This is a genomic window from Cupriavidus gilardii (genome assembly GCF_017598945.1).
Classification (GTDB): Bacteria; Pseudomonadota; Gammaproteobacteria; order Burkholderiales; family Burkholderiaceae; genus Cupriavidus; species Cupriavidus gilardii_E.
Genome location: NZ_JAGFTW010000012.1, coordinates 101,127 through 126,750, shown reverse-complemented (window position 1 = coordinate 126,750; position 25,624 = coordinate 101,127). Strand labels below are relative to the sequence as shown.

Below are 25,624 nucleotides of genomic sequence, written 5' to 3'. Positions count from 1 at the left end.
CTAGTTGGTTGTCTTAACCCATGGTTTGAAGGAGCCATCGTCCTATGCCGCATCCGATTTCCGCCCGGGGGTCCGGGCACACCCTGATCAGCATCGTCCCCGTCATCGCGGGCCTCTATAGCTTTGCGCGCTACTTCAGAATCGACAGCGACACGCATGCCGGCAGGATTTATCTTGGCGGACTGGTGTTGTCGGTGCTGACGTCATTCGGGTTGTCCAGCACCGGGGGCTTCAACGTCGGCCATGCGCTCGGCATCCTGGCGCTGCTCGCCATCTTCGGCGCGCTGTTGGTGTCACGGGTTCCTGTCTTGCCCCGAGCCCGACCCTACCTTTCCCAGTTCGCGCTCTCGTTCAGCTTCTTCCTGCTGCTGGTGCCGGGGATCAACGAGACGCTGACGCGTCTGCCCGTCGCGCATCCTCTTGCCGACGGCCCGCAATCGCCTGTGGTACGCGGCACGTTGGCCGCGTGGCTGATCGTTTTTGTGATCGGCTCCGCGTTGCAGGTTTGGTGGATGCATTCGCAACGCCGGCGCGCGCAACTTCCCTGATCTGGGTACGCGGCCCTCGGATGTCGCGTGGGCCGCGCTTGCACGCGCAGCATCATTGTTCAAATCGGGAGAAATGGAGTATGGACGATCCTGACCCGCCTGAACCCGTGCATCACTCTTCCGATGCCGAGTCGAGCCTTGAGAACCTGGAGAGCATGCTCGCCGACGACGAAGCGCTGGAGGGCATCGAGGCCTGGCTGAGCCGGCAGCAACTGACGATCCATGCCGGCCCGCGCGGCCAGGACGTTGCAGGCGGCGCGACGATCGAATCGTCGGCCGGCTGGTTGCTACGCCTGGTCCGTCATGCCCGCTCGGCCTTGGCTTCCCCCAAACAAGGGCGATGAGCGGCATCAGTGCGATGACACGAACGGCGAGGCGGCATGCGCGGGCGGCACGGCAAATTCCGCCTTCATCCGCTTGACCTCTTCGACGGGGCTTCGCCCGAAAAGGCGCTTGAATTCCCTGCTGAACTGCGAGGGGCTGTCATAGCCGACTTCGGCACTTGCCGCGGCCGCGGTCATGCCGTTGCGGACCATATGCAGGCGCGCCTGATGCAACCGTATCGACTTCAGGTACTGCACCGGTGAGGTCTTGGTGACGGCTTTGAAGTGGGCGTGGAAGCTGGGCACGCTCATCCCGGCTTCGCGCGCCAGCTGTTCGACACTCACGTCGACATGGAAAGACGCATGGATTCGGCGCAACGCTCGTGCAATCTTGCCGAACTGCCCATGCATCGCGAGCGCGGCGCGCATCGAAGCCCCTTGCTCCCCGGTCAGGACATGGAAGTAGATTTCCCGCACCAGCGCCGGACCCAGAATCCGGGCTTCCACAGGCCGGCTCATCGCCTCGAGAAATCGAACCAGCGATTCGCATAGCCGGCCATCCAGCGGGGTGGACATCATGCCGCGCGGCTCGGTCGGCTCCATGCCGCCATGCTGGTCGATCTGCAACATCAGATCGGCAGCCAGCTTGAAATCGAGGTGCATGTAAATGGCCAGCAGCGGCTCCGCTTCGCTGGCGTCCGTCTCCATGGTGAATGGCACGGGCACCGAGACCGCGAGGTAATGCCGATCGTCGTACAGGTAAATCTGATCGCCGAAATACCCGCGTTTCCTGCCCTGGCAAACGATCACGATACCGGGATCGTAGAGCACCGGCACCGCTTTCAACGGGCGGTTTGAACGCAGGAATCTGACATCGGGCAACGCCGACAAGTTGTATCCCTCGCGCGGCGCCAGCGCCGCCAGCATGGACACCATGCGCCGCGCCACCATCGCCTGGCTTGGCGCCTCGTTTTCACCAGATCGAGCCATGCCTTCAATCCCCTGTCTGCACTGCGGCGTAGCTTATCAGCTTCGCGCCGAATTTCTTTCCATTCATAGGATCAGGCAAACATCAGAGACTCGTTGCCATGGAGCCTTGCACCAGTTGATTCCATTATTCAATCCGCAGCGCAAAGCCGCGTCGTGGTGACGCGGCGCGCATTGCTACCAACTGGAGCGGTGAACATCGATGATTGACGTACTCAACCCTGCAGGCGGATCGCGCGTCGGGGCGGCGCCTCATATGAACGCAGCGCAGGTGAAGGCAGCGATAGACAGAACCTGCAGCGCGTTTCCGGCATGGTCGCGCAAACTCGCCAAGGAACGTAGCGACCTGCTTCGCCGATGGTTCGAACTCGTCAGAGACGACAAGCAGGTCTTTGCCGAACTGATGGTCAAGGAAAACGGCAAGTGCCTGGCCGAAGCGCTCGGCGAAATCGACTACGGGCTCGGCTTTATCGAGTGGTATGCCGAGGAAGCCAAGCGGGTCTATGGCGACACCATTCCGTCGCATGCGAATCATGCCGCCGTGATGGTCATCAAGGAGCCGGTTGGACCGACTGCGGCCATCACGCCCTGGAATTTCCCCTTCATGATGATCACCCGCAAAGTCGCGACGGCGCTCGCGGCGGGTTGCACCATGGTGATCAAGCCATCCGAGGAGACGCCGCTGACCGCCTACAAGCTGCTCGAGTACGCGCGCAAGGCGGGCATTCCGGAGGGCGTGTTCGAAATGGTGACCGGCAACCCACAGGAGATCGGCGCACTCTTTACCGGGGACGATCGGATTCGGAAGATCTCGTTCACCGGCTCCACCGCCGTCGGCAAGCTGCTGGCCGAGGCCAGCGGGCGCGCGCTCAAAAAGATGACGCTGGAATTGGGCGGCAACGCCCCTTTCATCGTGTTCGATGACGCCAATTTCGACGAGGCAGTGACCGGCCTGGTGGCCGCCAAGCTGCGAAATTCCGGCCAGGTCTGTATTTCGCCCAACCGCATCTATGTGCAGGATGGCGTTTACGATCGCTTTGTCCGGGCCGTGGTTGAACGAGTCTCCGAATGTCGCGTGGACCACGGACTGCAGCCCGGATTCGTCGTGGGGCCACTGATCAATCAAGCGGGCCTCGACAAGGTCGTTCAGCTGGTCGAAGACACGAAGCGGCGCGGTGGAAGAGTCTTGCTCGGAGGCAAACCGCACGAAAAAGGTGGACTGTTCTATGAGCCCACCGTCCTCGCCGATCTCGATGACGAGATGCCGATCGCCCATACCGAAATCTTCGGACCGGTCTTCGCCTTCTATCGCTTCCATCACGAAGACGAAGCGATCGGCAGGGCCAACAACACCGAATACGGCCTGGTGGCCTATGCCTACACGCGCGATCTTGGCCGAGCTTTTCGCTTGTCCCGCGATATCGAGGCCGGCATGGTGATCCTGAATTCCGGTTCAGTCGGCACGGCCTCGGTGCCATTCGGCGGGATCAAGCATTCGGGCTACGGGCGCGAAGGCAGCCACTACGGGATCGAGGAGTATGTCGAGGTCAAGTACGTACTGATGGGAGGATTGGGGTCCTGATTCAGGGGGAGATAGGGCATCATGGTGACGTCCACCCAGCCTACGCCTTCTGTTACTGCCATGGTGCGTCGCGCCCTACTCCCCCCACTGAATCCTGCCCGAGCATTCGAAGCGACCGGGCGGCTGCTCAGCATTTCCAAGGCCGCCGATGAGTTGTGCGTCACGCCCGCCGCGGTCAGCAGGCAGGTGCGCGCGCTGGAGAGCTATCTGGGAACGCCGCTGTTCGTCCGCCAACACGGTGGCCTGGAATTGACCCCGACCGGCGCGCGCTACCTTTCCGATTTGATACCCCTGTTCGAAACATTGCGGGAAGCCACCCTGGCGGTGACCAGCAGCAACCCTGGCCGAAACACCTTGCGATTACGATCGCCCGCCACGTTCGCCGTACGCTGGCTCATTCCCCGGCTGGCGAGCTTTCATCGGTTGCATAAGGACATCGACGTTCAGGTCATGACCTCGTTCGCGCCGTTGGACTTTGAGCGCGAGGATATTGACGCAGGCATACAGCTCGGCGACGGCCGTTGGCCTGGGATGCGAACGTTGCAACTAGTCCGCAACGAGCTTGTTCCCGTGGCCTCGCCTGCAGTGCGCCTGACGCACAAGAAGCAGCTCGCCACGCAAACCTTGCTGCATTCGATGGCGCGCCCCGACGACTGGATGCTTTGGCTGCGCGCAGCAGGCTTGCGCAATGTCAGTCCCACCGATGGCATGAAATACGAAACATCGTTGCTTGCCTATCAAGCGGCGATCGAGGGGCATGGCGTCGCCATCGCGCAGAAAGCATTGATCGAAAAAGAACTGGCGGACCAGACGCTGGTGGCGCCACTCGGTCCGACGCTCGATCGCGGTGATTACACATACTACTTCGCGTGGCCGACGGGCAAACCGCAGTCGAGCGCATTGCGCGCATTTCGCGATTGGCTGTCGACGCTAGTCGCGATCTGATCCGCTCGAGCGATCGATCCCTTTTACAAAAAGTCAAAGCGTACGGCCCATAAAGTCGATTGCCGGCTTGGGAACCCCTGCTTATTCTGCCCGCATGACATGTGATCGCGGCCACCAGCGAGGCCGCGTCATCCGGGAGCCAGAATATGTTGAAGCGCAGCTTGAGAGGACTGCGGGTAGTCGATTTCTCGCATGTACTCGCGGGACCGGTTTGCACCATGATGCTTGCCGACATGGGCGCCGATGTCATCAAGATCGAACCGCCCGGCGGCGAACTGGCGCGGCAGATCGGCCCGCCTTGGATAGCCGGCGAGAGCGCGGTGTACCTGAGCGTCAACCGCAACAAGCGCGGCATCGCACTGAATCTGAAATGCGCGGACGGCCGCGAAGTCGCCCGTCGACTGATTCAGGACGCGGACGTCGTGGTCGAGAATTTCAGGCCAGGCGTCATGCAGACATTGGGCCTGGACTATGACACGCTGGCTGGCAGCAATCGCAAGCTGGTGTATTGCTCCATCTCCGCCTATGGCCAAACCGGGCCGATGCGCGAGCGCGCCGGTGTGGACGGAATCATCCAGGCAGCCAGCGGCCTGATGAGTACGCTTGGCACAGTGCACAGCGAGCCCATGAAAGTCGCGATTCCGGTCGCGGATATGGTGGCCGGCTATCTGGCGACGATTGCGATCCTTGCCGCGGCCAACGCCGCTCGGCAAAGCGGACAAGGCGAGTATCTGGACATCAGTCTGTACAACGCCACGCTGATGCTGCAGCAGATCGGCTACGCGTCCTACTTCGCCACGAATGCCGTGCCAGCCAGGACGGGCAGCGCAGCCCCGTACGCCGCTCCCAATGAAGCGTACCAGACGCGTGATGGCTGGCTCATGGTAGCTGCCTACCAGCCGAAGCGTTGGCAAGCGCTATGCGCCGTCCTGGGTGCTCCGGACCTGGAGCACGATCCGCGCTTCGCCCGCAACGCCGACCGCGTCGCCCACCGCGACGCGCTGCGCCAGGCACTGACGCCATTGTTCCAACAGCGCTCCACCGAAGCGTGGATACAGCAGCTGGCCGCGCACGACATCCTGTGCGCGCCCATTGCCAGCTACCAGGATGTTCTCCGATCCCGGCAGTACACGGCCAGTGGCATCGACAGCTGGGTTGACCACCCGCTCGCCGGAAAGGTGCGCATGCCAGGCTTCGCGCCCGGACCGACTCACGCGACCAGTGCGCAGGATCGCGATATGCCCGCGCCTACGTTAGGCCAGCACGGCCGCGAGGTCCTCGAGGAATTCGGCTATAGCCAGCCACAAATCGACGCCATGCTCGAAAGCGGCGTCCTCGTCGTTCATCCAAACCCATCTACCTGACCCAGGATACGTCGATGAAACCTGATGAAGCCGGCGCAATGCGCCCCGCCACTGACGAGCCTGACACGCTGGTCCGACAAGACATCGTCGAAGGCGTCCTCACGTTGAGCCTCAATGACCCGGGCACGGGCAATGCCATGTCGGTGTCCATGGCCGAGGCTCTTGCCGAAGCACTGGAAAGGGCCAATCGCCTGCCAGACGTCCATTGCGTATTGCTGCGTTCCACCGGCAAGTACTTCTGCACCGGCGGTAACGTCAAGGACATGGAGAGCGGATCGGATCTGATGCAGGGTTCCGCGGCGCAGGTACGGGTTCGGCTGAAGACAACGTTGCACCGAATCACCCATGCCTTGCTGGCACTGCAGGTGCCGTCGATTGCTGCAGTCAATGGGGCAGCGATCGGCGCCGGCTGCGACCTGGCACTGATGTGCGATCTGCGCATCGCGGGCGAGCAGGCTACCTTTGCCGAGAGCTTTCTACGCCTGGGGCTGGTGTCCGGCATTGGCGGCGCATGGTTCCTGACCCGGCTCGTCGGAACGGCAAAGGCACTGGAACTGACGCTGACCAGCGAATTTATCGATGCCGCCACCGCGTTGCAGCTTGGCATGGTGTCCCGTGTCGTTTCGCCCGAGGCACTGGACGAAACAAGTACCGCCTTGGCGCGCCGGATTGCATCCAGCCCACCCCAGGCCCTGCGCATGGCCAAGCGCCTGGTATTGGATGCGGCCGAGACGACGTTGCCCGTGGCGCTGGAGACTGCGGCCGCCATGCAGGCGATCCTGCTTTGCGGTGACGAACACAAGGCTGCCGTGCGCCAATTTCTTGAGCGCCGCGCACGACGCCACCTCCAGACCCAACCCGGCTGAAGGCGCGGCCACAGCGCTCGCCCGGGACGGTGGCATGGCCAGTGAAGCCGCTTGACGCCACGTCCCCATATAACAGGAGACCAGCACCATGATTCGAACCACAACACGCATCGCCCGTCTGGCAGCGGCGATAGCATCGGCGGTCATTGGCCTGGCCTGGGCCATATCGGCACCGGCGGCAGGTTTTCCGGAAAAGCCGATCACCTTTGTCGTGCCGTTCGGCGCTGGCAGCGCGACCGATTTGCTCGCGCGCGCTCTGTCGGCGTCGATGGCACAGCAGACCGGAAAGGCAGTCGTCGTCGAAAACCGCCCAGGTGCCAGCGGCATGATTGCCGCGCAGCATGTGGCCCGGGCCGCTGCGGACGGCTACACCGTGCTGATTACCACGAACACGACGCAGGCCGCCAATCCGCACCTATTCAGGAAACTGCACTACGATCCCGTCACGGATTTCCTGCCGTTGACAGCATTGGGGCGTGGCGGCCAGGTGCTCGTCGTGCGCGCCGACTCTCCCTTCCGCACCGTCGATGACCTGGTGCAGGCAGCCAGGAAGGCGAGAGGAAAACTCAGCTTCGGCAGCGGGAATTCGTCCAGCCGAATAGCCGGCGAAATGCTCAAGCAACTGACCGGTACGGACATCGTCTGGGTCGGATACAACAGCAATCCGAACGCCCTTAACGATCTGCTTGGCGGCCACATCGACATGATGGTCATCGACACGGTCACCGGCCTGTCGCAGATCAAATCGGGCAAGCTCCGCGCGCTAGGTGCGTCCACCAGGGAAAGACTGCCCGAGCTTCCGGACATACCGACCCTGGATGAGGCCGGCATCAAGGGCTACGACATGGGGTATTGGTTCGCCGCCTACGTGCCGGCAGGAACGCCCGCTCCGGCGGCTGCCAGGCTGCGACAGCTACTGATTGCCGCGGTTGACAGCCCGGGAGCCCGCGCCTTCTTCCGCAATTCCGCGACACAGGCCTGGACTACGACGGCCTCGGAGCTGCAGGCATTCCAGAACGCCGAAATCCAGAAATGGGGCCGTGTCGTAAAGGGGGCCGGGATTGAGCCGGAGTGACAGCTGTTCGCAGTCAGCTGACGTCGCCCCCCGGCTCTTCCATCACTCCCACTCAATCGTCGCCGGCGGCTTCCCCGAAACGTCATACACGACCCGGTTCAGACCCCGCACTTCATTGATGATCCGATTGGAGCAGCGCCCCAGCAGCGCATACGGCAGATGCGCCCAATGCGCCGTCATGAAGTCGGTGGTCTGCACCGCGCGCAGTGCGACGACGTAGTCGTAGGTGCGGCCATCGCCCATCACGCCGACCGACTTGACCGGCAGGAACACCGCGAAGGCCTGGCTCGTCAGGTCGTACCAGCTCTTGCCGACCTGCTCCTCCGTGCAGAGGCCCGCGGCGGCGTCCTGCGGCGTGGCGATGGTGCCGCGCAGCTCTTCGATGAAGATCGCGTCGGCGCGGCGCAGCAGGTCGGCGTATTCGCGCTTGACCTCGCCGAGGATCCGTACGCCCAGGCCCGGGCCCGGGAACGGGTGACGGTAGACCATTTCGGGCGGCAGGCCCAGTTCGACGCCGAGCTCGCGCACTTCGTCCTTGAACAGGTCGCGCAGCGGTTCGAGCAGCTTCAGGCCCAGCGTCTCGGGCAGCCCGCCGACGTTGTGGTGGCTCTTGATCGTGGTCTGCTTCTTGGTCTTGGTGCCGCCCGACTCGACCACGTCCGGGTAGATGGTGCCCTGGGCCAGCCATTTGGCGCGGGTCAGCTTCTTCGCCTCGGCCTGGAACACCTCGACGAATTCGCGGCCGATGATCTTGCGCTTCTGCTCGGGATCGGTGACGCCGGCCAGGTGGCCGAGGAACTGTTCCGAGGCGTCGATGTGCACGACCTTGGCATGCAGGCGGCCGGCGAACATCTCCATCACCAGCTTGCCTTCGTCCTGGCGCAGCAGGCCGTGATCGACGAACACGCAGGTCAGCTGGTCGCCGATCGCGCGATGGATCAGCGCCGCGGCGACCGACGAATCGACGCCGCCGGACAGGCCGAGGATCACTTCCTCGTCGCCGACCTGCTCGCGGATCTTCGCCACGGCCTCGTCGATATGGTTGCGCATCACCCAGTCCGGGCGCGCGCCGGCGATCTTCAGCACGAAGCGCTCCAGCATCTCGCGGCCCTTGACCGTGTGCGTGACCTCGGGGTGGAACTGCACCGCGTAGTAGCCGCGGGCTTCGTCGGCCATGCCGGCGATCGGGCAGCTCGGGGTCGACGCCATCAGCTTGAAGCCCGGCGGCAGCTCGGTGACCTTGTCGCCGTGGCTCATCCAGACTTTCAGCATGCCGTGGCCTTCCGGCGTGACGAAGTCCTGCACGTCCTTCAGCAGTTCGGTATGACCGTGCGCGCGCACCTCGGCGTAGCCGAATTCGCGGGAGTCGCTCCACTCGACCTTGCCGCCCAGCTGCACGGCCATGGTCTGCATGCCGTAGCAGATGCCCAGCACCGGCACGCCCAGGTCCCACACCGCCTGCGGCGCGCGCAGCTGATGGTCTTCATAGGTGCTGGCGTGGCTGCCCGACAGGATGATGCCCTTCGGCGCGAACTCGCGCACGAATTCGTCCGACACGTCGTTCGGATGGATCTCGCAATAGACGTGCGCCTCGCGGACGCGTCGCGCGATCAGCTGCGTAACCTGCGAGCCGAAATCAAGGATGAGGATTTTGTCGTGCATGATGGGGAGCGATTGACGTGTCGACCGGTTCGACATCGGTCACCACTTCGGTGCCGGGACCGTAGCCGGGCGGCGGCGTGATGACCGGCTCGCGCCGGAATTCGGGGGATGGGGATGGATGGATGCCGGAGGCAGGTGCGGCCGGGCGATTCGCGGCGGCCAGCTCGGCCTCGCGGCGCAGCAGTTCCTCGCGCTCGCGGTTGCGGATGCGCTTGGCCAGCGGAATCTGCACCAGCGCGAAGAAGGCCAGCATCGCGGCCAGCAGACCGAGCCAGATTCGTCCGGCGCCCTGCACCGGCAGATCGAAGAAGATCAGCCACGCCGCGATCAGCAACGCGCACGCCAGATTGACGGGCCCTGCCATGCGGGCCACCGGCACGGTCAACTGACCGCGGAAGGCCGCTTGCGCCAGCAGCCACGCCACGCCGAGCAGTGTGAAGCCGAGCAGCTGGCCATACAGCGCCGGTTGCGGCTGCGGCAATTGCAGCGCGGCATAGAAGGTGGCGAACGGCGCGAGCAACAGCACGGCGCCGAGCGCAAGGTCGAACAGGGCATCGAAGAACAACACGGCGCGGAGCAGGACCTTCATCGATTCTCCTTGGTGGACTGACGCCGACTGACAGGCGGACCAACAAACGAAACCAGCGAGCCGGTGAGCATCATCGGCCAGACCGTGCAATACGCGGGCCCGGATGTGACGCGCGGCTGCACCGCCCTCTGGCCGTGCAGCCGCGCATCACCGGCATCGCGCATGGCGCGGCGCTCGCCGGTCAGTCGCTGACGTTAGTCGATATGGTAGTTCGGTGCTTCCTTGGTGATCTGCACGTCGTGGACATGCGACTCGCGCATGCCCGCCGCGGTGATCTGCACGAACTGCGCGGTCTCGTGCCATTCGGCGATCGAGCTGCTGCCGCAATAGCCCATCGAGGCACGCACGCCGCCGGTCAGCTGGTGGATGATGGCCATCACCGAGCCCTTGTAGGGCACGCGACCTTCGATCCCTTCGGGGACCAGCTTGTCGACGTTGGCGGTGTTGTCTTCCTGGAAGTAGCGATCCGCCGCGCCGTCCTTCATCGCGCCGACCGAACCCATGCCGCGGTAGCTCTTGAACGAGCGGCCCTGATACAGGAACACCTCGCCCGGCGCTTCCTCGGTGCCCGAGAACATGCCGCCCATCATCACGGTATGCGCACCGGCGGCCAGCGCCTTGGCGATATCGCCCGAATAGCGCACGCCACCATCGGCGATCAGCGGCACGCCGGTACCGGCCAGCGCCTCGGCCACGTTCGACACCGCGGTGATCTGCGGCACGCCGACGCCGGCAACGATACGCGTGGTGCAGATCGAGCCCGGGCCGATGCCGACCTTGACACCGTCGGCGCCATGCTCGACCAGCGCGCGGGCGGCTTCGCCGGTGGCGATATTGCCGCCGATCACCTGCACGTGCGGGAAGTTGTCCTTGACCCAGCGGACGCGGTTCAGCACGCCCTGGCTATGGCCGTGGGCCGTGTCGACCACGATCACATCGACGCCGGCCTTGACCAGCAGCTCGACACGCTCGTCGTTGTCCGGACCGACGCCGACCGCCGCGCCGACGCGCAGCTGGCCATGGTCGTCCTTGCTCGCCAGCGGGTGCTCGACGGCCTTCTGGATGTCCTTGACCGTGATCAGGCCGCGCAGCTGGAAGGCCTCGTCGACGACCAGCACGCGCTCCAGGCGGTGGCGGTTCATCAGGCGCTTGGCCTCGTCCAGGCTGGCGCCCTCGGCCACCGTGACCAGTTTCTCGCGCGGGGTCATCTTGGCGCGCACCGGCGCGTCCAGCTCTTCCTCGAAGCGCAGATCGCGGTTGGTGATGATGCCGACCACGGTCTTGCCTTCCAGCACCGGGAAGCCCGAAATGCCGTGCTGCTGCGAGAGCGCAATCACGTCGCGGATCTTCATGTCCGGCGAGATGGTGATCGGATCACGCAGCACGCCCGATTCGTAGCGCTTGACCCGCGCGACTTCCCGCGCCTGATCGGCCGGCTTCAGGTTCTTGTGAACGATGCCGATGCCGCCCGCCTGGGCCATGGCGATGGCAAGACGCGCTTCCGTCACGGTGTCCATGGCGGCGGACACGAGCGGAATGTTCAATTCGATCGAGCGGGTCAGGCGGGTGCGGAGGGAGACATCCCGGGGGAGGACGGCCGAATAGGCCGGCACGAGCAGCACATCATCGAACGTGAGTGCTTTCTGGACAAGACGCATAGCGATTCCTCTAGGCGCAAAATCGAATTATACAGGAACCGCCCTTTTCATGACGCGTGCGCGCCCGGAATCTGCAAGGCAAACGCTAACCAAATGCTATCCTTTCAGGCTTTTCTGAACGGAGACGCGTCGAGCGCGGCAAAACGGATGGGAATCGGCGTACTGTGCGGCCTGCTGGCCGGCGCGTTCTGGGGCATGGTGTTCATCGCGCCCAAGCTGCTGCCGGTCTTTTCGCCGTGGGAACTGGCGATCGGCCGCTACCTGGCCTACGGGCTTGTGGCGGCGGTCGCGGCGGCGCCGCTGATGCGCCGCATCGCCCGCAAGCTGACGCGCGCCGACTGCATCGCCCTGCTGCGCCAGGCCTTCACCGGCAACCTGCTCTACTACGTGCTGCTGGCCTTCGGCGTGCAGCTGGCGGGCGTCGGGCCCACCTCGCTGATCATCGGCATCCTGCCGATCTCCGTCACCGTGATGGGCCGGCGCGACCACGGCGCGGTGCCCTTGTCGCGGCTGCTGCTGCCCTTGCTGGTCGTCGCCGTCGGCATCGCCTGCATCAACCTGGATCTGTTTGCCGGCGGCGGCAGCGGCGCCCATGGCGCGGCCGCGGCGGAGGCGGTGCGACCGGTCTGGCAGAAGCTGGCCGGCGTCTTGTGCGCGGCGGGTGCGCTGGTCTGCTGGACCCTGTACGCGGTCGACAACGCCCGCTATCTGCAGCGCAATCCGCAATACAGCGGCAATGAATGGTCGGCGCTGTACGGGCTGTCGACCGGTATCGTGTCGGCCCTGCTGGCGCTGATCGGCTGGCTGGTGTTCCGCGACGTGCTGATGGCGCCGGACAGCGGGCGCGACTGGCAGTGGTTCTGGTGGGTCAATGCCGCGGTGGCGCTGGGCGCCTCGCTGATCGGCAACAACCTGTGGAATATCGCCAGCCGGCGGCTGCCGCTGACGCTGTCGGGCCAGATGATCGTGTTCGAGACGCTGTTCGCGCTGGCCTACGGCTTCCTGTACGAGCACCGCTGGCCGCGGCCGCTGGAACTGGCGGCGATCGTGCTGCTGATGGTCGGCGTGGCGTGGTCGGTGCGGCTGCATGCGGGCGACAAGGCCGCCGAGCCTGCTGCAGCCGAGCCCGCAAACGCCGAGGCCGATCCAGCCGGCCAGGCCGGCCAGGCCCGATGACTCAGCGGTCGACGGCCTCGCTGTCGCCGCCGCCACGCATCCACTTCTGCCCTTCCCGCGCGCCGGCCTCGCGCGCCTTCTGCACGCGGCGTCGGCGCGCCGTCTTGGGATCGGCCACCAGCGGCCGGTAGAGCTCGATGCGATCGCCCTCGCGCACCGCGGTGTCAGGCGTCTTGAGCTTGCCGAAGATGCCGACACGCAGCGTAGCCGGATCGAGCGCCGGATGGGCCGTCAGTACGCCGCTGGCCGCGATCGCCGCGGCGATGGTGGTGCCGGCAGGCAGCGTGATGTCCTTCAGGAAGACCGCGTCTGGTGTCGCGTAGCAGACCGCCACGTGCACCGTGCCGGCATCGGGTTCCAGGGGCGCGACGGACGACGTGGGCTCAGCTATTGCCATAGACGACCTCCGCGCGCTTGACGAAGGCGTCGACGAAGGTGTTCGCGATCATGCTGAACACCGGCCCGATGATCTTCTCGAGGATGATGCTGGAGAACTCGTAATGCAGATGGAATTCGATCTTGCAGGCATCCTCGCGCAGCGGAATGAAATTCCAGTAGCCGTTGAAGGTCTTGAACGGGCCATCGGCGAAATTCATGTCGATGCGCGTCGGCCGATGCTGCGTATTGCGCGTATGGAAATACTGCTTGATGCCGTTGAAATGGATATGCAGCTTGGCGTCGAGCAGCGTGTCGGTCTGCTCGAATATTTCCACGCCACCGCACCAGGGCAGGAACTTGGGATAGTCCTCGACGCGCGTGACCAGGTCGTACATTCGCTCGGCCGAATAACCGAGCAGCACGGTTTTATGGACGTCTGCCATGAGTTGACGGTTCTGGGCCGATGGCTGTCCTCGGGGCGACAACCGGGGCCGGTCTGTTTGCTAGAATCCGGATTTTAGCCGACGCGCGCCTGCCTGGCGCACACTCCGGCCGGGACGCCGCCATCGGCCGCGGCGCCAGTCATCGTACCAGCGGCCGCCACCGGCGTCCGCCGAACACGCGGGGCCCGCACAACGGCGCCGCCGCACCCTACCTACCATCCACCACGCATGACCATCGCAGACAACAAGAAGGCCTTCTTCGACTATTTCATCGAGGAGCGATACGAAGCCGGCATCGTGCTCGAAGGCTGGGAGGTCAAGGCGATCCGCGCGGGGCGCGTGCAGATCAAGGAAGGCTATGTGGTGGTGCGCGACGCCGAGCTGTTCCTGATCGGCGCGCATATCAGCCCGCTGCAGAGCGCCTCCACGCACGTCAAGCCCGATCCGGTGCGCACGCGCAAGCTGCTGCTCAAGGCCGACGAGATCCGCAAGCTGATCGGCAAGGTCGAGCAGCGCGGCTATACGCTGGTGCCGCTGAACCTGCATTACACGCGCGGCCGCGTCAAATGCGAGATCGGTCTGGCCAAGGGCAAGAAGCTGTTCGACAAGCGCGAGACCGAGAAGGACCGCGACTGGCAGCGCGAGAAGGCGCGGATCATCAAGAGCGGCGGCAAGGAATAACGCCGCCCCGGATCAACCGGCGCCCTTCTGGCTTTTGACGATCTGCAGCGCCGACGCGACCATCGAACTCATTTCGCCCAGATTGCCCGGCACGATCAGCGTATTGCCGGTCTTGGCCAGATTGGCGAAGGCGCCGACATATTCCTCGGCGACCTTCAGATTGACCGCCTCGACGCCGCCGTCGGCGCGAATTGCCCGGCCGATCTTCTCGATCGCCTCCGCGTTGGCCTCGGCCACCGCCAGAATCGCCGCGGCCTCGCCCTGCGCCTTGTTGATCGCCGCCTGACGTTCGCCTTCGGACTGCTGGATCGCCGCCTCGCGGGCGCCCGAGGCCAGGTTGATCTGCTCCTGCCGGCGGCCTTCCGACGCCGCGATCAGCGCCCGCTTCTCGCGCTCCGCCGTAATCTGCGCCTGCATCGCATGCAGGATCTCCTTCGGCGGGGTCAGGTCCTTGATCTCGTACCGCAGCACCTTGACACCCCAGTTCGAGGCCGCCTCGTCCAGCGCATTGACGATGCTGTGGTTGATGTATTCGCGCTCCTCGAAGGTCTTGTCGAGCTCCATCTTGCCGATCACCGAGCGCAGCGTGGTCTGCGCCAGCTGCGTGATCGCGACGACAAAGTTGCTCGAACCGTACGATGCCTTCATCGGATCGGTGACCTGGAAGTACAGCACGCCGTCGACCTGCAGCTGCGTGTTGTCCCGGGTGATGCAGACCTGGCTGGGCACGTCGAGCGGGATTTCCTTCAGGATGTGCTTGTAGGCGACGCGGTCGATGAACGGCAGCACCACGTTCAGCCCGGGCGTCAGCGTCGCGCGGTACTTGCCCAGGCGTTCCAGCACCCAGGCGTGCTGCTGCGGCACGATCTTGAAGCTCTGCGCGAGCAGCACGATCACGGCGATCAGGACCAGGAGAGGCAGCACGCTGCCGGCGACTTCTAGCATGGGGACTCCATCGGTTGCTTGAAGGGAAAGAGGAAAAATGACGGAGGCGACAGGCTAGCGCGGCACCACGACCAGCGTATTACCGCGGACCTCGACGATGCGATAGCGGCCCGGCAGCGCCTCGCCGGAGGCGCCCAGTTCGACCTGCCACTGCGCGCCGCGATACGGCACCCGTGCGCGCCGATCGGCGTCCCAGGCCGGCACATCGAGCTCCTGTCCGATATCGAGATTGACGTTGGGATCGGTGGCGGCCGCCCCGCGCCGCGTGCGGCCATAGCGCGAGCGCCGCAGGGCCGCGAAGCCGATCAGCGCGATCACCGCCGCGACGCCGAACTGCGCGGCGAGAGCCAGCCCGGACAGCGCCGCAATACCCGCGGCGACCGCCGCCAGCGCGACGATCAGCAGATACAGCGTCAGGCTGGCCAGTTCCGCAATGACCAGCAGCACCGCAAGGCCGAACCAGATGTGGTAGTCCGCCATGGCGATTCACCCCTCGATATCGTGATTGCTGTTCCCGTTTTTTCTTGCGGGGCACGGCCCTGCGCATCGACCGCAGCCATGTCCCGCCCAAAGCGAAAAACCCCCGCGGCACCGAAGCACCTGCGGGGGCCTGGCCGCGCCCTACCCAAGTAGGACGCGGCAGACGGCACCGAGCCTGTCGTCGTCGCTCAAATTACGACGCCAGTTGCCGCCACGTGTCGATCACCGAATCGGGATTCAGCGAGATCGACTTGATGCCTTCCTTGGCCAGCCAGGCGGCGAAGTCCGGATGGTCCGAGGGGCCCTGGCCGCAGATGCCGACATACTTGTTCAGCCGCAGCGCGGTCGAGATCGCGCGCGACAGCATGAAGCGCACTGCCGGGTCGCGCTCGTCGAAGTCCTTGGCCAGCAGCTCCATGCCCGAATCGCGGTCCAGGCCCAGCGTCAGCTGCGTCAGGTCGTTCGAGCCGATCGAGAAGCCGTCGAAGTACTGCAGGAACTCCTCGGCCAGGATCGCGTTGGACGGCACCTCGCACATCATGATCACGCGCAGGCCGTTCTCGCCGCGCTTCAGGCCGTGCCTGGCCAGCAGGTCGACGACCTTCTCGGCCTGGCCGAGCGTACGCACGAACGGCACCATGATTTCGACGTTGGTCAGGCCCATTTCGTCGCGGACGCGCTTCATGGCCTTGCATTCCATCTCGAACGCCTCGGCGAAATCCTCGGCGATATAGCGCGAGGCGCCGCGGAAACCGAGCATCGGGTTTTCCTCGTCCGGCTCGTAGCGCGAACCGCCGATCAGCTTCTTGTACTCGTTGGACTTGAAGTCCGACAGGCGCACGATCACCGGCTTCGGATAGAAGGCGGCGCCGATGGTGGCGATGCCTTCGGCGAGCTTGTCGATGTAGAACGCGCGCGGGCTGGCATGGCCGCGGGCCACGCTCTCGACCGCCTTCTTCAGGTCCGAATCGACCTGCGGATAGTCGAGGATGGCCTTCGGGTGGACGCCGATGTTGTTGTTGATGATGAATTCGAGACGGGCCAGACCCACGCCGCTGTTCGGGATCTGCGCGAAATCGAAGGCCAGCTGCGGATTGCCGACGTTCATCATGATCTTGACGTCGAGCTCCGGCATCTCGCCGCGCTGCACCTCCGTGACCTCGGTCTCGAGCAGCCCGTCGTAGATTCGGCCCTCGTCGCCTTCGGCGCAGGAGACCGTGACCAGCGTGCCGTCCTTCAGCACGTCGGTCGCGTCGCCGCAGCCGACCACGGCCGGCACGCCGAGCTCGCGCGCGATGATCGCCGCGTGGCAGGTGCGGCCGCCGCGGTTCGTCACGATGGCCGAGGCGCGCTTCATCACCGGCTCCCAGTTCGGGTCGGTCATGTCGGCGACCAGCACGTCGCCCGGCTGCACGCGCTCCATTTCGCTGGGGTCGTTGATCACGCGGACCGGACCGGTGCCGATCTTCTGGCCGATGGCGCGGCCGGTCGCCAGCACCGCCGAGGTGCCCTTCAGCTTGAAGCGCTGCTCGGCCTTGCCGGCCGACTGGCTCTTCACGGTCTCGGGGCGCGCCTGCAGGATGTAGATCTTGCCGTCCTTGCCGTCCTTGCCCCACTCGATGTCCATCGGGCGGCCGTAATGCTTCTCGATGATCATCGCGTAGCGCGCCAGCTCGCAGACGTCCTCGTCGGTGATCGAGTAGCGGTTGCGCAGTTCGCTGGGCACGTCGACCGTCTTGACGCGGCCGGCTTCGCCCGGCGCGGTGAATTCCATCTTGATCAGCTTCGAGCCGATCGAGCGGCGGATGATCGGGTACTTGCCGGCCTGCAGCGTGGGCTTGAAGACGTAGAACTCGTCCGGATTGACCGCGCCCTGCACCACCGTTTCGCCCAGGCCGTAGCTGGAGGTGATGAAGACCACGTCGGGGAAGCCCGATTCGGTATCGATGGTAAACATCACGCCCGAAGCGGCCAGGTCGGAACGGACCATGCGCTGCACGCCGGCCGACAGCGCCACCACGTCGTGGGCGAAGCCCTTGTGCACGCGGTACGAGATCGCGCGGTCGTTGTACAGCGAGGCGAACACGTGCTTGATCTTGTCGAGCACGTCGTCGATGCCGCTGACGTTCAGGTAGGACTCCTGCTGGCCGGCGAACGAGGCATCAGGCAGGTCTTCGGCGGTGGCCGACGAGCGCACGGCGAACGATGCCTCGGCACCCTCGCGCTCGGCGACGCGGGCGTAGTGCTCGCGGATTTCCTGCTCCAGGCGCGGCTGGAACGGTGCGGTGGCGACCCAGTTGCGGATCTCGGCTCCGGCTTCGGCCAGCGCCTTGACGTCGTCGACGTCGAGCGCCTTCAGGCGATCGGAGATGCGTTGCGTGAGGTTGTTGTGGGCGATGAAATCGCGGAAGGCCAAGGCGGTGGTGGCGAAGCCGCCGGGCACGCGCACGCCGGCGCCTGCCAGTTGGGAGATCATTTCGCCGAGCGACGAATTCTTGCCCCCCACCACTTCCACATCCGCCATGCGCAACTGCTCGAACGGCAGCACGTAGGCGCCGTCATTTGCCAGGTTGGTCATAAATGCCTCAAAACAAAGTAGGAAACCTGTCGCTCACGCCGGAATGTGATTGGAGTTCTGCTACCGGGCGGATCGCTTTGCTAAACAATCCGGGGCGCGGATCGGCCGTGACCGGTGGGCCGTCGCCGCTTGTCGGGTCGATGGAATGGGCGGAAAGCTGTCGAGCCATTTTGTCGACAATCCCGCTTCGAATCGTCCCGCGCGTGGCGCGCCGTGCAATTGCTTAGCGAAAAGATCGCCGCTATTCTACCGTGCCGCACCGCACTTTCGCGTGCGGCAGGCCCCAAAATAATTGTTCAGACATGGATTCCCCCGCCGCGCCGCGCGCCGACAAGCCCGCCGTCCGCACCGTATTTATCGTCTCGGATGGCACCGGGATCACCGCCGAAACATTCAGCCATTCGATCCTGGCCCAGTTCGAAATGCGCTTTCGCAAGGTGCGAATGCCCTTTATCGATACGCCGGAAAAGGCGCATATGGCGGTCGGCAAGATCAACGAGGCCTTCTATGCCGAAGGCGTCCCGCCGATCGTCTTCACCACGCTGGTCAATGCCGAGTCGAACAAGGCGCTGCGCCGCGCCAAGGGCATGATTCTGGACATGTTCCAGACCTTTATCGAGCCGCTCGAAAAGGAATTGGGGCTGAAATCGACCCACGCGATCGGGCGCTTTCACCAGAATGCCGATACCGAGGCGTACAAGAACCGCATCGAGGCGATCAATTTCTCGCTGGCCCACGACGACGGCCAGTCGCACAAGAATCTGGCCGAGGCCGACGTGATCCTGGTGGGCGTGTCGCGCAGCGGCAAGACGCCGACCAGCCTGTATCTGGCGATGCAATATGGCCTGAAGGCGGCCAATTACCCGCTGATTCCCGACGATTTCGAGCGCGGCAAGCTGCCGTCGGCGCTGTACGATTTCAAGCCGAAGATTTTCGGCCTGTCGATCGATCCGCAGCGGCTGTCCGAGATCCGCAATGAGCGCCGGCCCGGCAGCAAATACGCGTCGCTCGAAAATTGCCGCTACGAGGTCAACGAGGCCGAGATCATGATGCGCCGCGAGGGGATCAAATGGCTGTCGTCGACGCACAAGTCGATCGAGGAGATCGCCACCACGATCCTGCAGGAGATCAAGGTGGATCGGGATAATTATTGAGGCGGAGTGTTCCCCTCTCTTGTTTCTCCCCTCTCCCGCCTGCGGGAGAGGGGTCGGGGGAGAGGGCCGGGCGTTCGCAATAGCGAAAGTCGCTGTTGATCGACTGCTGTTTTCCCTCTCCCCCAGCCCCTCTCCCGCCGTGCGGGAGAGGGGAGCCCGGTGCCGCGGGGAGAACCGAACCCGGCCCTTTTTCCCGGCCCTTTTTCCGACCTTATTCCAGCCCTACCCCCGCCGCTGCCGCACCGCCTCGAACAGGCACACCGCGGTGGCCGCGGCCACGTTCAGCGATTCGAGCCCGCCGGGCTGCGGGATCCCGACCGTCCGCTGGACCAGCGCCATCCACTGCGCGCTGACCCCTGCTCCCTCGTTGCCGACCACCCAGCCGACCGGCCCGCGCAGGTCGGTATCGAACAGCGCCGCGTCGGCATGCGACGAGGTTGCGAGCAGCGGCACGGCCAGCCGCGGCGCCAGCATCTCGACGGTGCAGTGCTCGACGATATTCAGGTGGAAGTTGGCCCCCATCGCCGCGCGCAGCGTCTTGGTCGACCAGGCGAAGGCGCTGCCGGTAGCCAGGAACGCGTGCCGGATGCCGGCCGCCGCGGCGCTGCGCAGGATCGAGCCGACGTTGCCCGCGTCCTGCACGCCGTCGAGCACGATGCAGTCGGTGTCGATGCGCGCCGGCAGGTGCCCGGCCGGGGTATCGATCACCAGCATCAGGTCGATGCCGTTGACCACGCCGCTAATCTGCGCGAACAGCGCGTCGGCCAGCACCACCACGCGCTGCTCGTCGATGCGGGCCAGCAGCGCCGCGACCTCCGGATGGTCCAGATGGCGCTCCGCGACCACGCAGCTGACGGGCTGCCCCAGCGCGGCCAGATAGGCGTCGGCCAGATGCACGCCGTCCAGTACGGATTGGCCGGCCTTGCGCCGCTGATGGGTCGAGCCGGTCAGGGCCTTCAGATGCTTGAACAGCGCGTTGTCGCGCGAGCTGACGTGCTTCACGTTAATCCAGCGTTATCCGGAACGGGCTAGGAGAGCGCCGGCCCGGGGCTGACCGCCGCGCCAAGGGCTTCGTCGGTGGCGTCGAGCGCATCGAATGCGTCGATGGTCTCGGCCAGTTCGTCGGGGGAAGGCTTCAGGCCGAGCCCGTCGATCTCGCCGACCGGCAGGATGGCGTCCGCGCCCAGCGGCCCGCGCACCAACGCCTCGCGCACCGGCGCGAACGAGCGGCGGTGATGCGGCGTCGCGCCGAAGCGCGCCAGTGCCAGCAGATGCTGCGGCGTGCCGTAGCCGACGTGGCTGTCGAAGCCGTACTCGGGATATTGCGCATGCAGCGCGACCAGTTCGCGATCGCGCGCGACCTTGGCCAGGATCGAAGCGGCGGAGATCGCCTGCACGGTGGCATCGCCCTTGATGACCGCCTCGACCGGATACGGCACGTGCGGGCAGCGGTTGCCATCGACCTGCACCAGATCCGGGGCGATGCCGCAGGCCGCCAGGCCGTGCACCGCGCGCTGCATCGCCAGCATGGTCGCGTGCAGGATATTCAGCGTGTCGATTTCCTCGACGGTGGCGAAGGCGATGTGCCAGGCCATCGCGCGCGAGCAGATCTCGTCGAACAGCGCCTCGCGCCGGGCCGCGGTCAGGATCTTGGAATCGGCCAGACCCTCGATCGGCCGCGCCGGATCGAGCACCACCGCGGCAGCGAACACCGGGCCGGCCAGCGGTCCGCGTCCGGCCTCGTCGACGCCGCACAGCCGCTGCGCCATCGCCGCGGCCGGCGACAGCGACAGGCCCAGCTGCGCCTCGGCGGCGGCTGCCTTGGCGGCCTTGCTCGACCGGGTCGCGCGGGCCGTCGCGCCGGGCTTGCCGGCGTTCGCGGGGCCGGTGCCGGGCTTGCGCGCAGGCAGCCGCGCCATCAGCCGGCCCTCCGGCTGCGCAGCAGATCGACCACCACATCGGCGGCGATATCGGCGGTATTGCGGCGCAGGGTCTGATGCATCTGCGTAAAGTGCTCGTACAGGAAGGCGGTGTTGTCCTGGTCGTTCAGCTGCAGCAGCGTCTCGCGCGCCAGCGCCTCGGGCGTGGCGTCGTCCTGCAGCAGCTCGGGAACGACGAAGCGTCCCGACAGGATATTCGGCAGGCCGACATAGGGCAAATAGCCCTGCCGCTTCATGATCTGCGCGGTCAGCCAGGGCACCTTGTACGAGATCACCATCGGCTTCTTGTACAACGCCGCTTCCAGCGTGGCGGTGCCGCTGGCGAGCAGCACCACGTCGGCCGCTTCCATCGCCAGATGGGACTGGCCGTCGACGATGGTCACGTCCAGTTCGGGATACTCGCCGGCATGGGATTCGATCACCGCCCGCAGCGACGCATTGGCGGCCGGCACCACGAAGGCCAGCGCGTTGTCCATCTGCCGCATCTGGTCCATCGCGGCAAAAAAGGTCGCCCCCAGATGCCGAACCTCGGACTGCCGGCTGCCCGGCAGCACCGCCACCACGCGCCGCCCGGCGGGCAGACCCAACCTGGCCCGCGCGCCTTCGACGTCGGGCACCATCGGGATCACGTCGGCCAGCGGATGGCCGACATACGTCGCCGCGATGCCGGCCTTGGCGTAGATCTCCGGCTCGAATGGGAACAGGCAAAGAATATGATCGACTGCACGCGCGATGGTGCGGATCCGCCCGCCCCGCCAGGCCCAGATCGACGGGCTGACGAAGTGCACCACCGGAATGCCGGCACGGCGCAGCGGGACCTCCAGTCCGAAGTTGAAATCGGGCGCGTCGACGCCGATGAAGCACAGCGGCGGATCGGCCAGCAGGCGGTCGCGGATCGCCCGTCGGGTGGCCAGAATCTGGCGCAGCGAGCCCAGCACCTCGACATAGCCGTTGACCGACAGCGTCTCCATCGGCCAGTGCGAGACGAAGCCCTGCGACATCATGCGTGCGCCGCCGATGCCCGAGTAGGACACCGCATCGCCGAGCCGCGCACGCAGCCCCGTCAACAGCAGCGAGGCGAGCAGATCGCCCGAGGCCTCGCCGGCCACCATGGCGATCTCGCCCCGCAATTCGGGCAGCGCCGACGACGCGGCGGCGGCTTGGGATTCCAGTACCGGGAGCGGCTGCATGTTCGCGTCGGCCATGGCGACGCCGGGCTTCAGCGCACGATGCCGCGCTTGGTCGCGGCGATGAACTCGAGGAAGGCCCGCAGCGGCACGGCAGTGCTCGCATCGGCCTGGGTCAGCATCTGCCCGATCTCGGCCTGGGCCTCGTCGAAGCCCAGGTCCGACTTGTACAGCAGCTTGTAGGCCTGGCGGAGCGCGGCGATCTGGCCCGCATCGAAACCCCGGCGGCGCAGCCCTTCGACGTTGATGCCGTGCGGCGTGGCCTTGTTGCCGTTCTTGTCGCTGGCCGCGATCACGAACGGCGGCACGTCCTGCACCAGCGCCGAGGCGCCGCCGAGCATCGCATGGTCGCCGATGCGCACGAACTGGTGCACGCCGCTCATGCCGCCGAGGATGGCCCAGTCGCCCACCTGCACATGGCCGGCGATCTGCGCGTTGCTCGAGAACACGGTGTGGTTGCCGACGCGGCAATCGTGCGCGATATGCACGTACGCCATGATCCAGTTGTCGTTGCCGATGCTGGTCACGCCCTCGTCCTGCACCGTGCCGGTATGGATCGTGGTGAATTCGCGGATGCGGTTGCGGTCGCCGATCACCAGCCGGGTCGGCTCGTCGCGGTACTTCATGTCCTGCGGCGCGCCGCCGACCGAGGCGTACGGTCCGATGCGGTTGTCCTCGCCGACAGTGGTATGGCCTTCGATCGTGGTGTGCGAACCGATCACGGTACCGCTGCCGATCCGCACATGGGGACCGACGATGGAAAACGGTCCGACGCTGACGTCGGCCGCCAGTTCGGCCTTCGGGTCGACCAGGGCGGTGGGATGGATTTGCGTCATGCGTGAAAGTCCTATCGATCTTGTGGTGGGCGGCGCGCCCGCCTTCGTGTTCACGTTAGCGGGCGCTGCGTCAAGACGGCGCCTGGCGCCGTGCCTTCAGGCGTCGGCCTGCTTGACGGTGCACATCAGTTCGGCCTCGCAGGCGATCTTGTCGTCGACCGTCGCGTGGGCCTTGAATTTCCAGATGCCGCGGATGTAGCGCTCGACCGAGACATGCATATGCAGCTGGTCGCCCGGATAGACCACCTGCTTGAAGCGGGCGCCGTCGATGCCGACGAAGTAGTACAGCGAGCCTTCCTTGCGCTCCATGTCGGCGCCGAAGGTCAGCAGGCCGGCCGACTGCGCCAGCGCTTCGAGGATCATCACGCCGGGCATCACGGGAGCACCGGGAAAATGGCCCTGGAAATACGGCTCGTTGATGGTGACGTTCTTCAGCGTCTTGATGCGCTTCTGCGGTTCGAATTCGAGCACGCGATCCACCAGCAGGATCGGATAGCGATGCGGCAACAGCTTCAGAATCTGGCGGATGTCGATGTCGGTGGCGGTCATGATGATTTCTCTTCCGTATTCTTTGTCGTGGCGTCCGGGCCCTGCCCGCGCAGGCGCTTCTCGAGCTGCACCACGCGTTCGCGCAGCTTCGACAGCCCGCGCACGATGGCGGCGTTGCGCTCCCAGTCGCCATGCGGCAGGAACGGGAACACGCTGGTGAAGTGCTGGCCCGGCTTCGTGATCGATTTGGTGATCGAGGTACCGCCCGACACCGTGGTGCGATCGGCGATCTGCAGATGGCCGGCGAAATTGGCCGAGCCGCCGATCACGCAGAAGCGACCCACCTTGGTGCTGCCGGCGATCGCGGCGCAGCCGGCGATCACGGTGTGGGCGCCGACGCGCACGTTATGCGCGATCTGGACCTGATTGTCGATCTTGCAGCCGTCCTCGATCACGGTATCGCCCATCGCGCCGCGATCGATCGCGGTGTTGGCGCCGATCTCGACATCGTTGCCGAGCACCGCGCGGCCGGTCTGCGGAATCTTGACGTATTCGACGCCGTCCGCGCGGATGTCCGGCGCAAAACCGAAACCGTCGGCACCGATTACCGCGCCGCTGTGCACGATGCACCGCTGCCCGACTACGCAAGCATGGTAGACCGACACGTTGGCGTACAGCAGCGTATCGTCGCCGATCTGCGCGCCCGCGCCGATATAGGTATTGGCCAGCACGCGCACGCGCTCGCCGAGCCGGGCGCCGGCTTCGATCACGACATTGGGGCCGATATAGCAGGAGGCGGGCACCACCGCGCCGTCGGCGACGCTGGCGCGCGGGTCGATGCCGGTGCGCGGGTCGTGATTGGCGGCGCGGTCGAACTGCTGCGCGATGCGGGCGAAGCAGACATAGGGATTGCGCGCGACCAGCCAGTTGCGGCCGTCGGCACGGCCCTGCTCGCGAATGCGCTCGAGGTCGGCCGGCGAGACGATCACCGCGGCGGCCGACGACGTCAGCGCCTGCGGCAGGTACAGCGGATTGGACAGGAAGGACAGCTGCCCTTCCCCGGCCTGATCGAGCGGCGCGAGGCCGCGCACGGCCAGCGTGGGATCACCCACAACTTGCGCGCCGGTGTCCGTGGCGAGCTGACCCAGTGTGGGTGTCTTCATCGCGGTACTTCCTGAAACGACGAACGCGGACGGCTTACTTGCCGCCGGCGTTCAGGGCCTTCATCACATCGTCGGTGATGTCGATGCGCGGATTGACGTAGACGGCTTCCTGTACGATCAGGTCGTACTTGCGCTGCTCCGCCAGTTGCCGGATCACGCGGTTGGCGCGCTCGAGCACCTGCGCCAGTTCCTCGTTGCGGCGCTGGTTCAGGTCCTCGCGGAATTCGCGCTGCTTGCGCTGGAATTCGCGGTCCAGATCGGCCAGCTCGCGCTGACGGCGCTGGCGGTCGGCATCGGCCAGCACGGCGGTGTCCTTGTCGAGCCGGTCGGCCATGCCCTTGATCTTCTGGGCCATGTCCTGCAGCTCGCGGTCGCGCTTGGAGAACTCCTGCTCCAGCTTGACCTGGGCCTGCTTGGCCGGCTGCGAATCGCGCAGGATGCGCTCGGAATTGACGGCGGCAATGCGGGTTTCCTGCGCGCTGGCGGGGGCGGCCACCGCCAGTGCGGCCGCCGCTCCGGCCGCGACGGCGAAGGACTGGATGATGCGGGTTGTATTTTTCATGAATCGACCTCTG

At 65.4% G+C, this 25,624-nt stretch carries 26 protein-coding genes; 10 read left to right on the top strand and 16 right to left on the bottom strand.

Annotated elements, in window-relative coordinates; genetic code table 11:
- Nucleotides 1-44 precede the first annotated feature (44 nt).
- Together J5T34_RS06660 and J5T34_RS06655 are read left to right on the top strand one after the other, a co-directional pair.
- A complete protein-coding gene (locus J5T34_RS06660; RefSeq protein WP_208579153.1) occupies nucleotides 45-548 on the top strand; it encodes a hypothetical protein in 504 nt (167 codons plus the stop codon).
- Between the two features lie 80 nt (nucleotides 549-628).
- Nucleotides 629-892 carry a hypothetical protein gene (locus J5T34_RS06655; RefSeq protein ID WP_208579152.1) on the top strand — a complete coding sequence of 88 codons (264 nt, stop codon included), beginning with the start codon at nucleotides 629-631 and terminating at the stop codon, nucleotides 890-892.
- Nucleotides 893-898: 6 nt separating this feature from the next.
- On the opposite strand, the gene J5T34_RS06650 is transcribed toward J5T34_RS06655, so the two are convergent.
- Entirely contained in the window at nucleotides 899-1,861 is a 963-nt protein-coding gene (locus J5T34_RS06650; protein WP_244258723.1) for an AraC family transcriptional regulator, read from the bottom strand.
- A gap of 199 nt (nucleotides 1,862-2,060) precedes the next feature.
- On the opposite strand from J5T34_RS06650, the gene J5T34_RS06645 reads away from it, so the two are divergent.
- The 5 genes from J5T34_RS06645 to J5T34_RS06625 all read left to right on the top strand — a co-directional run bounded on the left by J5T34_RS06645 (nucleotide 2,061) and on the right by J5T34_RS06625 (nucleotide 7,690).
- Nucleotides 2,061-3,440, top strand: coding sequence for an NAD-dependent succinate-semialdehyde dehydrogenase (locus J5T34_RS06645; RefSeq protein ID WP_208579151.1), 1,380 nt, complete (start codon nucleotides 2,061-2,063; stop codon nucleotides 3,438-3,440).
- Nucleotides 3,441-3,500: 60 nt separating this feature from the next.
- Complete coding sequence (locus J5T34_RS06640) at nucleotides 3,501-4,385, top strand: LysR substrate-binding domain-containing protein (RefSeq protein ID WP_208579200.1); 885 nt, start codon at nucleotides 3,501-3,503, stop codon at nucleotides 4,383-4,385.
- A 146-nt stretch (nucleotides 4,386-4,531) separates the two neighbouring features.
- Nucleotides 4,532-5,749, top strand: coding sequence for a CaiB/BaiF CoA transferase family protein (locus J5T34_RS06635; RefSeq protein WP_208579150.1), 1,218 nt, complete (start codon nucleotides 4,532-4,534; stop codon nucleotides 5,747-5,749).
- 38 nt (nucleotides 5,750-5,787) lie between these two features.
- Nucleotides 5,788-6,615, top strand: a complete 828-nt coding sequence (locus J5T34_RS06630; RefSeq protein WP_208579199.1) for an enoyl-CoA hydratase-related protein — start codon at nucleotides 5,788-5,790, stop codon at nucleotides 6,613-6,615.
- Nucleotides 6,616-6,703: 88 nt separating this feature from the next.
- A complete protein-coding gene (locus J5T34_RS06625; protein ID WP_208579149.1) occupies nucleotides 6,704-7,690 on the top strand; it encodes a Bug family tripartite tricarboxylate transporter substrate binding protein in 987 nt (328 codons plus the stop codon).
- Nucleotides 7,691-7,732: 42 nt separating this feature from the next.
- Here J5T34_RS06625 and guaA read toward each other — a convergent pair whose 3' ends face one another.
- The 3 genes from guaA to guaB form a co-directional block, all read right to left on the bottom strand.
- Entirely contained in the window at nucleotides 7,733-9,352 is a 1,620-nt protein-coding gene (gene guaA, locus J5T34_RS06620; RefSeq protein ID WP_174107272.1) for a glutamine-hydrolyzing GMP synthase, read from the bottom strand.
- Nucleotides 9,327-9,941, bottom strand: coding sequence for a hypothetical protein (locus J5T34_RS06615; RefSeq protein ID WP_208579148.1), 615 nt, complete (start codon nucleotides 9,939-9,941; stop codon nucleotides 9,327-9,329). Before J5T34_RS06615 ends, guaA begins: the two co-directional genes overlap by 26 nt.
- Nucleotides 9,942-10,135: 194 nt before the next feature.
- Nucleotides 10,136-11,599 carry an IMP dehydrogenase gene (gene guaB, locus J5T34_RS06610; RefSeq protein ID WP_208579147.1) on the bottom strand — a complete coding sequence of 488 codons (1,464 nt, stop codon included), beginning with the start codon at nucleotides 11,597-11,599 and terminating at the stop codon, nucleotides 10,136-10,138.
- Between the two features lie 147 nt (nucleotides 11,600-11,746).
- Here guaB and J5T34_RS06605 point away from each other — a divergent pair, with 147 nt between their 5' ends.
- A complete protein-coding gene (locus J5T34_RS06605) occupies nucleotides 11,747-12,775 on the top strand; it encodes a DMT family transporter (protein WP_208579146.1) in 1,029 nt (342 codons plus the stop codon).
- A 1-nt stretch (nucleotide 12,776) separates the two neighbouring features.
- On the opposite strand, the gene J5T34_RS06600 is transcribed toward J5T34_RS06605, so the two are convergent.
- Both J5T34_RS06600 and J5T34_RS06595 read right to left on the bottom strand, forming a co-directional pair.
- Nucleotides 12,777-13,172 carry an RnfH family protein gene (locus J5T34_RS06600; RefSeq protein WP_208579145.1) on the bottom strand — a complete coding sequence of 132 codons (396 nt, stop codon included), beginning with the start codon at nucleotides 13,170-13,172 and terminating at the stop codon, nucleotides 12,777-12,779.
- A complete protein-coding gene (locus J5T34_RS06595) occupies nucleotides 13,159-13,596 on the bottom strand; it encodes a type II toxin-antitoxin system RatA family toxin (protein ID WP_208579144.1) in 438 nt (145 codons plus the stop codon). The genes J5T34_RS06600 and J5T34_RS06595 overlap by 14 nt, the downstream gene beginning before the upstream one ends.
- A gap of 228 nt (nucleotides 13,597-13,824) precedes the next feature.
- On the opposite strand from J5T34_RS06595, the gene smpB reads away from it, so the two are divergent.
- Entirely contained in the window at nucleotides 13,825-14,277 is a 453-nt protein-coding gene (gene smpB / locus J5T34_RS06590) for an SsrA-binding protein SmpB (RefSeq protein WP_006579356.1), read from the top strand.
- 12 nt (nucleotides 14,278-14,289) lie between these two features.
- Here smpB and J5T34_RS06585 read toward each other — a convergent pair whose 3' ends face one another.
- From J5T34_RS06585 to ppsA, 3 genes are all read right to left on the bottom strand, one after another.
- On the bottom strand, nucleotides 14,290-15,222 hold the full coding sequence (locus J5T34_RS06585; RefSeq protein WP_208579143.1) for an SPFH domain-containing protein: 933 nt from the start codon (nucleotides 15,220-15,222) through the stop codon (nucleotides 14,290-14,292).
- A gap of 54 nt (nucleotides 15,223-15,276) precedes the next feature.
- Nucleotides 15,277-15,702 carry an NfeD family protein gene (locus J5T34_RS06580; RefSeq protein ID WP_208579142.1) on the bottom strand — a complete coding sequence of 142 codons (426 nt, stop codon included), beginning with the start codon at nucleotides 15,700-15,702 and terminating at the stop codon, nucleotides 15,277-15,279.
- 193 nt (nucleotides 15,703-15,895) lie between these two features.
- Nucleotides 15,896-18,280, bottom strand: coding sequence for a phosphoenolpyruvate synthase (gene ppsA / locus J5T34_RS06575; RefSeq protein ID WP_208579141.1), 2,385 nt, complete (start codon nucleotides 18,278-18,280; stop codon nucleotides 15,896-15,898).
- A 302-nt stretch (nucleotides 18,281-18,582) separates the two neighbouring features.
- Between ppsA and ppsR the strand changes: the two genes are divergently transcribed.
- On the top strand, nucleotides 18,583-19,434 hold the full coding sequence (ppsR, locus tag J5T34_RS06570) for a posphoenolpyruvate synthetase regulatory kinase/phosphorylase PpsR (protein ID WP_053821668.1): 852 nt from the start codon (nucleotides 18,583-18,585) through the stop codon (nucleotides 19,432-19,434).
- 222 nt (nucleotides 19,435-19,656) lie between these two features.
- Here the strand turns inward: ppsR and J5T34_RS06565 are convergent, their stop codons facing one another.
- The 7 genes from J5T34_RS06565 to J5T34_RS06535 form a co-directional block, all read right to left on the bottom strand.
- A complete protein-coding gene (locus J5T34_RS06565) occupies nucleotides 19,657-20,436 on the bottom strand; it encodes a TrmH family RNA methyltransferase (protein WP_208579140.1) in 780 nt (259 codons plus the stop codon).
- Nucleotides 20,437-20,462: 26 nt separating this feature from the next.
- Nucleotides 20,463-21,203, bottom strand: coding sequence for a ribonuclease HII (gene rnhB / locus J5T34_RS06560; RefSeq protein WP_208579197.1), 741 nt, complete (start codon nucleotides 21,201-21,203; stop codon nucleotides 20,463-20,465).
- A gap of 149 nt (nucleotides 21,204-21,352) precedes the next feature.
- A complete protein-coding gene (gene lpxB, locus J5T34_RS06555) occupies nucleotides 21,353-22,486 on the bottom strand; it encodes a lipid-A-disaccharide synthase (protein ID WP_244258736.1) in 1,134 nt (377 codons plus the stop codon).
- A 107-nt stretch (nucleotides 22,487-22,593) separates the two neighbouring features.
- Entirely contained in the window at nucleotides 22,594-23,397 is an 804-nt protein-coding gene (gene lpxA / locus J5T34_RS06550; RefSeq protein ID WP_174107283.1) for an acyl-ACP--UDP-N-acetylglucosamine O-acyltransferase, read from the bottom strand.
- Nucleotides 23,398-23,493: 96 nt separating this feature from the next.
- A complete protein-coding gene (gene fabZ, locus J5T34_RS06545) occupies nucleotides 23,494-23,946 on the bottom strand; it encodes a 3-hydroxyacyl-ACP dehydratase FabZ (RefSeq protein ID WP_174107284.1) in 453 nt (150 codons plus the stop codon).
- Entirely contained in the window at nucleotides 23,943-25,049 is a 1,107-nt protein-coding gene (gene lpxD / locus J5T34_RS06540; protein WP_208579139.1) for a UDP-3-O-(3-hydroxymyristoyl)glucosamine N-acyltransferase, read from the bottom strand. The genes fabZ and lpxD overlap by 4 nt, the downstream gene beginning before the upstream one ends.
- Before the next feature lie 34 nt (nucleotides 25,050-25,083).
- Nucleotides 25,084-25,611: an OmpH family outer membrane protein gene (locus J5T34_RS06535; protein ID WP_174107286.1), complete on the bottom strand. Its 528-nt coding sequence runs from the start codon at nucleotides 25,609-25,611 to the stop codon at nucleotides 25,084-25,086.
- Between the last annotated feature and the right edge of the window lie 13 nt (nucleotides 25,612-25,624).